General features: G+C 72.4%; 5 protein-coding genes. 1 reads left to right on the top strand and 4 read right to left on the bottom strand.

Annotated elements, in window-relative coordinates; translation table 11 throughout:
* The 3 genes from AC5LSR_RS12970 to AC5LSR_RS12960 form a co-directional block, all read right to left on the bottom strand.
* Positions 1-2,873 (bottom strand): NACHT domain-containing protein (locus AC5LSR_RS12970; protein ID WP_493468499.1); only part of this gene is annotated, 2,873 nt, incomplete at its 3' end.
* Positions 2,873-3,346 carry a toll/interleukin-1 receptor domain-containing protein gene (locus AC5LSR_RS12965; protein ID WP_250286077.1) on the bottom strand — a complete coding sequence of 158 codons (474 nt, stop codon included), beginning with the start codon at positions 3,344-3,346 and terminating at the stop codon, positions 2,873-2,875. The genes AC5LSR_RS12970 and AC5LSR_RS12965, both read right to left, overlap by 1 nt.
* 327 nt (positions 3,347-3,673) lie before the next feature.
* Positions 3,674-5,770 carry an NAD(+) synthase gene (locus AC5LSR_RS12960; protein WP_250286078.1) on the bottom strand — a complete coding sequence of 699 codons (2,097 nt, stop codon included), beginning with the start codon at positions 5,768-5,770 and terminating at the stop codon, positions 3,674-3,676.
* A gap of 458 nt (positions 5,771-6,228) precedes the next feature.
* On the opposite strand from AC5LSR_RS12960, the gene AC5LSR_RS12955 reads away from it, so the two are divergent.
* Positions 6,229-7,314, top strand: coding sequence for an LLM class flavin-dependent oxidoreductase (locus tag AC5LSR_RS12955; protein ID WP_250286079.1), 1,086 nt, complete (start codon positions 6,229-6,231; stop codon positions 7,312-7,314).
* 491 nt (positions 7,315-7,805) lie between these two features.
* On the opposite strand, the gene AC5LSR_RS12950 is transcribed toward AC5LSR_RS12955, so the two are convergent.
* The coding region (locus AC5LSR_RS12950; RefSeq protein ID WP_250286080.1) for an AAA family ATPase at positions 7,806-9,363 on the bottom strand (1,558 nt) is incomplete at its 5' end.

Below are 9,363 nucleotides of genomic sequence, written 5' to 3'. Positions count from 1 at the left end.
GCCCCGTGGGTGACCAGGCTGGTGTGGCCGGTGAAGGACGACAGCCGGGCGTCGGCTCGGCGGGGGGCGTTGGTCGGTGCCACCAGCCAGCCCGGCCGGCGTGTGCTCGGAGCTGAACGGCACAGCAGGGCCTGCGTCCGGTGGGCGGTGGAGCCGGCCCAGTGGGCGGCGTTCAGGTCGCAGCGTCGGAACAGCGTGCCGGCGAGACCGGTGCGGCGCAGATCGGCCGCGTTCAGGTCGGTGTCGTGTATTTCGGCCCGGGTGAGGTTCGCGCCGGCCAGGTCGGCCCCTGACAGGTCGGCGTCGCGTATCACGGCTCCGGTCAGATCGGCTCCGGCGAACGACATCCCGCGCAGGTCGAGCCGCCGGCCGCCGCCGTCGATCCACCAGCCGGCCAGATCGGCGCCGGCCAGGACGGCGCCGGCCGGGCGGTGGGCCGGGTGGCCGCCACGGGCGGCGGCCAGGCTGTACGCGAAGGCCAGCACCGCCGCCGCGTCAGCCCGGCCCGCCGGGGCATGGGCGGCCAGCTCCGCCAGCGTGGCGATGTGAGGGGAATGCTTCCCTTCGCCATGTCTCTCCTCGTCGCGTCCTGCCAGCCACTGGCCGAGGAAGTCGAGGGTCTCGGGGCTGGGGACCGGCAGCTGCCAGTGCTCGCGCGCCTGTTCCGCGGGCAGTTCCAGCGCCCGGCCCAGATATCGGGCGAGGAAGTACTCCCGCAGCGACGTGTGCGCGAACCCGAACGTGTCGTCGCCCCGGCGGACCAGGAACGTCGCCGTGCGCAGGTCCTCCTTCCACAGGTCGGGTGTCCGGGCCGGGTAGTGCAGCTCCAGGTCGGGCCGGCCGGCCAGGAACTCCAGCAGCCACTGCTCGACGTCGGCCACCTCCCACGTCGTGCGGCCCGACCGCCACAGCTGTGCCGCGAGGTGCTCCATGAGCAGTTGCTTGTGCTCCGGTAACAGCGAGTGCTTGCCGTCGTCCCGCTCCAGCCACTGCATGACGAACGACGCGTACAGGTCCACCGCGCGCACGGTGCGGCCGGCCAGCTTGGCGTGCTCCACCGTCTCCAGCTGTTCGGCGATCATCCGTAGGGTCAGCGGCCGCTCGGCGATCTCACGCAGGTTGTGCACGCTGTCGATCAGCTCCAGCAGCCGGTCGACGTCCGCGCCGGGCACGTTGGCGGCCAGGTACGCGCGCACCTGCTCCTCGTCGAACGGCAGCATCAGCAGGGCCAGGTAGTCGGGGCCGGCCGGGCCGTCCCGGTGCTGGCCGGTGAAGTGCGTGGTCTCGTGCCGGATCGAGCGGAAGTAGTGGGTGCGGCAGGACAGCAGCAGCCGGCTCGGCCGGTCGGCCCGCTGGCTGGCCGGCCGGGACCGCCAGGCATCCTCGGTGGCCCGCCACAGCCGGCGGGTGAACACCTGGCCGGCGTGCGGGTCCAGGTGCACCAGCACCTCGTCCAGCCCATCGAAGATCAGCACACAGTTGCCGGCCGCGACCAGGTCCAGCACCTGCGCGGCGGACGGGCCGGTGCCGAGGTCCCCGGCGGCCAGCAGCGCCTCCAGAATCCTCGGATGGCCCGCCCCCTCCCTGGCCAGCGCCGGTGGCAGGTCGCGCAGGTCGAACAGGATCGGCAACGGCGCCGAGCGGTCGTCGCCGCGGAGATCCAGCAGCGCCTGGGTGAGCAGCTTGACGGTGGTGGTCTTGCCCATGCCGACGTCGCCGAGCAGCGCGCACAGGTGCCGGGCGGCCGCCGAGGTGTCGGTGGCCCACACCAGCAGCCGCTCCACCGCCGGCACCGGCTCGCTGAACCGCCGCGGGCCCGCCGCGGCCAGGACGTCGGCGGCGAGCGACGTCTCCCCGGCCTTCGGCGGCACCGGCTCCACGTCCAGCGCGCGCCGGTCGGCCAGCCGCCGAGCCCACCCCTCCGACTCGGGCCATGGCGTGCCGGGCTCGCTGTCCAGCGCGTGCCGGTCGGCCAGCAGCCGAGCCCACCCCTCCGGCTCGGGCCGTGGCGTGCCGGGCTCACCCAGCCGGTCGTCGATCAGCCCCAGCACCATCTCGACGAACTCCAGCCGCGCCGGCCGCTGCGTGCGCTGGCTGAACGGCTGGCCGGCGCCGTGCAGCACGTCCCCGGCCGGCCCGGCCGGCCCGGCCGGCTCAGCCCCGCGGGCCACTCCCTCGAGGGCGACCCGGATCGGTCGGCGGGCCGTCGAGCCCGGGTGCGCGTGCCGCCGCGCGGCGGCGCTGTCCAGCTCCACCACCACGTCGGCCGCCTCCCGCAGCCGCCGCCGCTCGCTGTCGACCGCGAGCCCGAGCGCGATGTCGGACGCGCTGGTGAGCCGGTAGCCGGGACGCGCCGCCAGCTGCTCGGCCAGCAGCTCGACGAACTGCCGCTCCCGCCGCCGCACCGCGTCGGAAGCCTCCAGCGCCGTCTCCACATGCACAACCCCGCGTTCCACGTGCACAACCCCGCGGATCACCTCGCTCACCGTCGCCGGCACCGGCTCGTCGCCCGTCCCGCGAGCGGCCTCCCGCTGGGACCGCTCGGCGATCTCGTCACCGATGGCGTCCGCGCCCTCGAACCAGCAGAACCGGTCGGCCGGCGGGGCCTTCCGCTGGTCGCTCACCAGCCGCAGCTCGACGCCGGCCGCGGCCGCCGCATCGTCGAGCGCGGCCCGGAACTTGCGGAACGCGTCCTGCGCCTTCTGGTCGCTGCCGCCGGGCGTGGCCGCGTCCAGCGCCCGCGGCATCGGGATCCGGCCGTCGTCGTCGATCAGGTCGGCCAGGGCCCGCAGCCGGGACAGCTGCCGGGGGGTGACGTCGTCGGTGAGCCGGTCGAGGTGCCGGAGCACCGCCCGGCGCGGCAGCCGCCCCATCAGGCGGCGTCGCTCAGCACACGCCGGCGGATCGCCGTGGCGAGGTCCAGGGCGAACCGTTCCCGGCCGGCGCCCCGGGTCTCGGTGAAGCAGCGGCCGCCGGCACCGGCGAAGACCTGCCGCGCGTCCACCCCGTGCAGATCGTGCGAACCGTCCAACGGCACCCGCTTGAGCATCACCGGCAGCACCTTGTCGGCGCTCGGCCCGAGCAGCCGGGGGAGCTCCTCGCGGAGGATGAAGCGGCTGCTGAAGAAGCCGGGGCTCAGGAGCAGCAGCCCGTAGTCGCAGTGGTCCAGCCGGCTGAGGATCTGCCGGCGCCAGTCCTCGCCGAGGAGCAGGTGGGAATCCTCCCACCAGGCGATCCGCACCCCGGCCAGGCCGTCCAGGTGAAGCTGCTCGAGCAGCGCCCGCTTGGCCGCGACATCGTCGTGGCACCAGCTCAGGAACAGCGAGGCGTGGACCAGCCTGCCCATCCGCGGACCCCTTTTCACGTTTTTCCCGATGACTTCACGATAGCCGATGCTGCGACACGCAACGCACCTGGCCGGATCGCCACCGCCACCGGCCACGGGCTCACGGTGTCGTTCACCCGCAACGGCTGCCGTTGCCACGGCGCACGGTCGAGGAGGGCCAGGGGGGCGGGGCTCGGTCGTGGAGCCGACTCGGCCGGCGCGTCGTGGGCGCGGAACGTGTGTCGGCGCGCTCGTGGAACCTGTCAGGCGCGGGCGGCGAGCCAGGCCCCAGCGCGCACGGCGAGCCAGGCCCCAGCGTGCATGGCGCCACCGTTGGGATGGTTGCTGTCAGGGCCCGGCTGGGCGCGGCTGGTTGTGCCGCGGCGTCGTGTCCGGTGGGCCGTTGCGTTCGAGTTCGGCCAGCCAGACGGCCGCGCTCGCGTCCGACGGGGCCCGCCAGTCGCCGCGCGGCGAGAGCGTGCCGCCGAACGACACCTTCGGGCCGTTCGGCAGCGCCGACCGTTTGAACTGCGAGAGCTCGAAGAAACGGAAGAGGAACACCTTCAGCCAGCGGGTGATCGTCGGCAGGTCGTAGGCGTGCCGGCCGTCGGCGGGGAAACCGGCCGGCCAGCGTCCGGCCGCGGCGTCGCGCCAGGCGTGCCAGGCGAGGAAGGCGGCCTTCGACGGCGGCAGCCCGTAGCGCAGGATGTGGAACAGGAAGAAGTCGTGCAGCTCGTAGGGCCCGATACGGTCCTGGGTGCTCTGCAGCGCGCCGGTCTCGGCGTCCGCGGGCACGAGCTCCGGTGAGATCTCGGTGCCCAGGATCGCGGTCAGCAGCCGGCCGGCCGCCTCGTCGAACTGGCCCGAGGCCACCGTCCAGCGGATGAGGTACTGGATGAGCGTCTTGGGCACCCCCGCGTTGACCGCGTAGTGGCTCATCTGGTCGCCGACGCCGTAGGTGCACCAGCCGAGCGCCAGCTCGCTGAGATCGCCGGTGCCGACGACGAAGCCGCCGTGGGAGTTCGCCAGCCGGAACAGATAGTCCGTCCGCAGCCCGGCCTGGACGTTCTCGAAGGTGACGTCGTACACCGGTTCGCCCTCCGCCACCGGATGCCCGAGGTCGGCGAGCATCTGGCGGGCGGCGGGCCGGATGTCGATCTCCGCGCCGGTCACGCCGAGCGCGCGCATCAGCGCCCAGGCGTTCGACTTCGTCTCCTCCCCGGTGGCGAAACCGGGCATGGTGTAGCCCAGGATCGCCGACCGCGGCACCCCGAGCCGGTCGCACGCCTTGGCCGCGACGATGAGCGCGTGCGTGGAGTCGAGCCCGCCGGAGACGCCGATCACCATCGTCCGGCCGCCGGCGGAGCGGAACCGCCGGGCCAGGCCGTGCACCTGGATGTTGAACGCCTCGTAGCAGTCGAGATCGAGCCGCTCCGGGGTGTCGGGGACGAACGGGAAGCGGCGCTGGTGCCGCCGCAGCCCGACGTCCCGCCGGTGCGGACGGTGCTCGAAGGCGACGGTACGGAACCGGCGTTCGGGCTGCCCGGCCAGTACCGCGCTGTCGTTGAACGTCGGTGTCCGCATCCGCTCCAGGCGGATACGGGCGAGGTCGACGTCGGCGACGGTCAGCCGCGGCCCGTCGGCGAACCGCTCGGACTCGGCGAGCAGCTCACCGAGCTCGTGGATCGTGCCCTGGCCGTCCCAGGCGAGATCGGTGGTGCTTTCCCCGAGGCCCGCGGCCGAGTAGACGTAGGCCGCGACGGCGCGGGCCGACTGGGCGGCGGAGAGATACGCCCGGTCGGCCGCCTTGCCGACGACGATGTTCGACGCCGACAGGTTCGCCAGCAGCGTCGCCCCGGCCAGAGCCGCGTAGGAGGACGGGGGGATGGGGGACCAGTAGTCCTCGCAGATCTCGACACCGATCACAAGGTCGGGCAGGTCGGAGGCGGTGAACAGCAGGTCGGTGCCGAAAGGCACGGTCTCGCCCGCCACGGTGATCTCCTGGCCGGTGACACCGGCTCCCGGAGCGAACCAGCGTTTCTCGTAGTACTCGCGGTAGTTCGGCAGGAACGTCTTCGGCACGACGCCGAGGACGCGGCCGCGCGAGATCGCCAGGGCGGTGTTGTAGAGCCGGCCGCCCCGCCGCAGCGGCGCCCCGACCAGCAGCAGCGGCCCGAGGCCGCGGCTGGCCTCGCGGACGGCGGCCACCGCCTCCTCGACCGCGTCCAGCAGGGCGTCCTGCAGGTGCAGGTCGTCGATCGCGTAGGACGACAGGCCGAGCTCGGGGAACACCGCCACGTCGACGCCGTCCGCGTGCGCCGCGCGGGCGAGCGCGATCGTCCCCTCGGCGTTGCGCGCCGGGTCCGCGGTCGCGACCGGCGGGGCCGCCACAGCCACCCGTACCAGCCCGTGGCTGTGGATCGAGCCGAACTCCCGCTGGCCCACGCCGTCCCTCCTCGCCCCCGCGTTCTGACGTCACACGCGTTCCGGCTCCGCGCGTCCGCGCGCCGCCTGTCGTGCCATTGCACATCCTGCGCGTTCCCGGCGTCCCGCGTCGCCGCGGCCGCGCGGCCGGCCGGCCCCGGCGCGCGGCCGGCTTTCCCGGGGCGGAAGCGTTCACGATGCCGTGTAGAAGCGTGGGCCCGTGCCCTCTGTCGCGTCTGTCGCGTCTGTCGTGTCTGTCACGGTGTCGGCGGCTCGAGCTGGCCTGCGCCCGTACCCGCCGCCCGGAGCGCCGATACGGCCGGCACGGCGCTCCGGATCCTTCAGCCGTGCCGGCGGGCGGCATGTTCAATGCTGTATGACGACCGCGCGGTCAACAGGGCGGGGCATACCTCAACCGGCCGCGCGCGGACCGGTGCGGAACCAGGTGGGGCTGAGGTCTTCAGGCAGGAGGTCTTCAGATGAGCACGGAGTTCCTCTGGTACATCCCCAACACCGTCGAGCCCGGGCACCGCGGAGACGACACCCGCGACGGGTGGGGAACCCTCGACTTCTCCACCGACCTCGCCCGCGCCACGGAGGACCATGGCTGGGGCGGCGCCCTCATCGGGACGGGCTGGGGCCGTCCGGACACCTTCACCGTGGCCACCGCGCTGGCCGCCCGCACCACCACCTTCCAGCCGCTGGCGGCGATCCGGCCCGGATACTGGCAGCCGGCGCACTTCGCCAGCGCCGCCGCCACCCTCGACCAGCTCAGCGGCGGGCGCCTGCTCATCAACATCGTCAGCGGTCAGGACAGCCTTGGCGCGTACGGCGACGCGCAGCACGACCCGGCCCGCCGGTACGGCCGCACCAGGGAGTTCCTCCAGCTCGTGCGGCGGCTGTGGGCCGAGGAGGACGTCACTTTCCGTGGCGAGTACTTCGCTGTCGAGAACTCGACAGTGCGCCCGCGGCCACACCTCGCCGAGCGCGGCCGGCACCCGCGGCTCTACTTCGGCGGTGCCTCGGCCGCCGCGGAGCGGGTGTCGGCGGCCGAGGCCGACGTCCAGCTCTTCTGGGGTGAGCCGCTGGAGGGCATCGCCGAGCGGATCGACCGGCTGAAGACGCTGAGCTCCTTCGTCGGCCGCGCCCACGCCCCGCTGGAGTTCGGGCTGCGGATCACGACCCTGGTCCGGGACACCACCGAGGATGCCTGGCGGGACGCCGAGGCGAAGGTGGCGCTGATGGCGCGTGAGGTCGATCAGCACAACGACCCCGAACGGCGCCGGGCCGTCGGCCAGCAGCGGCTGCTCGACCTCGCCGAACGCGGCGAGGTGCTCGACTCCTGCCTCTACACCGCCCCCGGCCGGTATGGCGGCGGCGGCGCGGGCACCACCTGGCTGGTCGGCTCCCCGGACGACGTGGCCACCGCCCTGCGCGGGTACGCCGCCCTCGGCATCACCCACTTCGTCCTCTCCGACACCCCCTACCGGCAAGAGGCCGCCCGCATCGGCGACCAGCTCCTCCCGCTGCTGCGCGCCCCGGAACCGGTCCGAGCGGATGTCTGACCGGATGTGATTCCATGATCGGCAGGTGTATCCAGGCGGGAACGACCATCTCCGTGGTCACGGCACACCTCCCGGAACTGGCCTGGAGATCCATTCCTTTCAGATAAACGTAACGTGACCGTCCCGCCGCGGGCGGCGCGACAGGTCCGGAGACCGGACGATGCCCAGGGCAGTGAGCAGCCGCCAGACATCGGTCGACGGGTCTCGGCCCAGGACGGGGCAGCCGGGGGCGTGCCCGGAGCGCGCCGACCACTCCGCCGGGGACACGTCGGCGTTTCTGTCCACCGACTCGTACTGCGCCTGTGCTGCGTCACAGGCACCGTGCGGGCAGGCTGTGACGAGTGCCCGGGCGTTCGCCACAGCCGTCCCCTCCCTGTCGCGGAGAGCTTCGCGCCGTGTGGCTCTGCGGTCCAGCGGACGCATGTCTTCCATGCTTCCCCTCCGGCGGCGTTTCGCCGGAGGTGGGCTGTCAGGCTGTCTGTTGCGTCCGCTCACGCTGTTGCCCTTGTCGCCGGCCAGGTGAGCGCACGGACGAGTTCGCCGGCGGTGACCCGGGGGACCCCCCCGTAGCGGCCGCGCAGGTAGCCGCGTTCAAGGTTCTCCTCCTTACGGGGCCGGGCGTCGGTCAGCGGGTACAACTCGGTGGCGCCTGAGTGTTTCTTCACGGTGAGCCACACCTGGTCCCGGTCGAGCGGGCGGTCAAGGACTGCGTTGCCGAGCAGGGTCGCGTCGTGTGTCGTGAAGATCATCTGAGCGTTGTGCGGGTTGACGTCGGGGTCCTGGAAGAGCCGGACGACCTCCGCGGCCAGGGTGGGGTGCAGACTTGCGTCGAGTTCGTCCACCAACAGGGTGGTGCCGGAGTCCAGGGCCATCAGCAGGGGGCCGAGGAAGGCAAACCAGGCGTGGGTGCCGAGGGACTCCTCGGACAGGAAGTCCAGCGGGATGGTTCCGCCGTCCGGCGTCCGGTGGCGCAGTCTGACCTGTCCGGTGTTGTGGTCGACGTCGATCCCGGCCAGGCCGAGATCGGCTACGGACAGCATTTGATCGATGCGGTTATGGTAATGAGTAGCCTGTTCCGGGTCTGTCAGCAGGTGCTGGGTCCAGCGCGTGCGGGCCGCGGTGTCGGCGCCGGGGGTGACCGGCCACAGGCTGTCGAGGAACCAGCGGTGCAGGGCGGAGAGCTGCGGGTCGTTGAGCGTGGCTCCTACCGAGAGGAAGAGCGCGTTCGGCCGGGTCAACGCGACAAGATCCTCGCGCCTGCCTCTGAACCCGGAGCCTTTGAAGACGAATTCGTCCCCGCCATCGTCGGCCCGGCCGGCATCCCGGTCGAACCAGATGTTGCGCTTGCCGTGGGGGTAGGCGTGCAGCCACTCCGCCTCGACCCGCCCGTCCGAGAGCTCGAAGCCGTAGGTGTAGCGGACGGGGGTGCGACCCAGCAGCAGGTCGACCTCGAACAGCGACGTCTGCTCCCGGCAGGACGGATCCAGTCGGAAGGGCTCACGGGGGACGCTCCCAGGGGTCTTCGCCCAGTCCGCGAACGAGCCGCGTACCGCATCCTTCATGAAACAGACGGCGGCCAGCAGATTCGACTTGCCGGACGCGTTCGCCCCGAAGACCCCTACCACGGGGAGTACCGTCACCGGCCGTCCCTTGGACGTCAGCGACGTCGGGCGCGCGGTCCCCTCGTTGAGCTCGGTGCCGATCAACGAGAGCTCGTGTTCGTCGCGGATGGATCGATGGTTGGCCACCCGGAACCGGAGAAGCATGATCGACCTCCCGGGAGACGTAGCCAGCAGTTCTGTCACGAGCAGATCTATGCAGAAATTCTGCATGAAGAAGTCTACAATGCTCGTACTCGCGATGTCGCCGGGTACTTCTTTGGTCACCTGACCGACGCTGGCCGCCATGGAGAGGTCGACGCGGACGTCCTGCGGTGTGCTCCAGCCCGCTGGTACGAGCGACTGCTCGCCGCGGGCAGGCCGAGCAGCCTGCCCCTGCGCCCGTATGTCTTCACTCCCGACGACATCCCCCTGGTCGTGGACCCGCAGG

The sequence above is a fragment of the Protofrankia sp. CiP1_Cm_nod4 genome (genome assembly GCF_982290645.1).
The sequence above is the reverse complement of the archived record's forward strand: the minus strand, read 5'-3'. Positions and strand labels throughout refer to the sequence as shown.

Coding starts and splice junctions, on each gene's coding strand:
- AC5LSR_RS12965 (WP_250286077.1), bottom strand. CDS start 3,346: ATGGGCAGGCTGGTCCACGCCTCGCTGTTCCTGAGCTGGTGCCACGAC.
- AC5LSR_RS12955 (WP_250286079.1), top strand. CDS start 6,229: ATGAGCACGGAGTTCCTCTGGTACATCCCCAACACCGTCGAGCCCGGG.